At 22.3% G+C, this 349-nt stretch carries 1 pseudogene; it reads left to right on the plus strand.

Going from position 1 to position 349, the window contains the following annotated elements:
* Window positions 1-54: 54 nt before the first annotated feature.
* Window positions 55-349 (plus strand): annotated as a pseudogene (locus ON17_RS02760) (hypothetical protein); the annotation flags it as partial.

Raw genomic sequence — 349 nt, forward strand, 5'->3', positions numbered from 1 at the left:
CAACCAAAGACCTTAATTTAAAGGTCTTTTTTTATTTAAAGAAAGGAATAGCAAATGTTAAATAATCAAGATTTTTTTAATATTCAACAATTTAATACTAATATCCAAACTGTGGAAATCTTAAAAAGTTTTTTTAAAAAAACTACCTTTAATCTTTCTGTTGACAAATACATGAAGATTAATCACCAAAAATTAAATGATTACTTTGTAATAAACAACATCAACTCTCAAAGTCAAAAAGTAATCCGTGGTAAAATCAATGAATACCTCATTTTATTATATTTTCAAAATAAAGGCATCACTAATTTATACTTTCAAGTAAATTTATTTTTTATCCCAGACATTAAAT

The sequence above is a fragment of the Poinsettia branch-inducing phytoplasma str. JR1 genome (genome assembly GCF_000309465.1).
GTDB lineage: Bacteria > Bacillota_I > Bacilli_A > Acholeplasmatales > Acholeplasmataceae > Phytoplasma > Phytoplasma pruni.